Annotated in this window: 1 protein-coding gene; it reads left to right on the top strand. The window is 34.5% G+C overall.

Annotated elements, in window-relative coordinates:
• Positions 1-134 precede the first annotated feature (134 nt).
• A complete protein-coding gene (gene tnpA, locus PTSHG_RS00025) occupies positions 135-590 on the top strand; it encodes an IS200/IS605 family transposase (protein ID WP_019106899.1) in 456 nt (151 codons plus the stop codon).
• Positions 591-684: the final 94 nt, after the last annotated feature.

The following is a 684-nucleotide window of genomic DNA, read 5'->3' on the forward strand; positions in this document are numbered from 1 at the left end:
TTTTTGTAATTAGAATACCCCCGGTTGGACCGGGGGTTCAATTTAGCTTTAGCGATGAAAAACAAATAAAAAAACACCTCCGTGTTAAAATAAATTTGTGGTTTACCAAAACACAAAATAACAGGAGGTTTTTTATGAATTTAAATCATACGCATAGTTTATCACACACAAAATGGAATTGTAAATATCATATAGTATTTGCACCAAAATACAGAAGAAAAGTATTTTACGGAAGTAAAAGATTAGAGATAGGAGCAATTTTAAGGGAACTATGCAGTTGGAAAGAAGTAAACATAATAGAAGCAGAAGTATGTCCAGATCATGTGCACATGTTACTAGAGATTCCCCCAAAATTAAGCATATCAAGTTTTATGGGATTTTTAAAAGGGAAAAGCAGTATAATGATATATGAAAAATGGGGAAGTCTAAAATATAAATATAGAGGAAGACAATTCTGGTGTAGAGGATATTATGTAGACACAGCAGGCAAGAATACAAAAGCAATAAAAGAATATATACAAAATCAACTTAAAGAAGATGAATTAAGTGGTCAGATAACAATGGATAACACAGACCCCTTCAGGGGTTAGCAAGAAAAACTTGCGAGTGGTAAACCACAGGCGCCCTTGAGGCGCAGCTAGTAATAAAGGTCCTTTGGACCGCATAAGCAAAACCACCGGCTAC

It is taken from the genome of Peptoniphilus senegalensis JC140 (assembly GCF_000321025.1).
GTDB classification, from domain to species: Bacteria; Bacillota; Clostridia; order Tissierellales; family Peptoniphilaceae; genus Peptoniphilus_A; species Peptoniphilus_A senegalensis.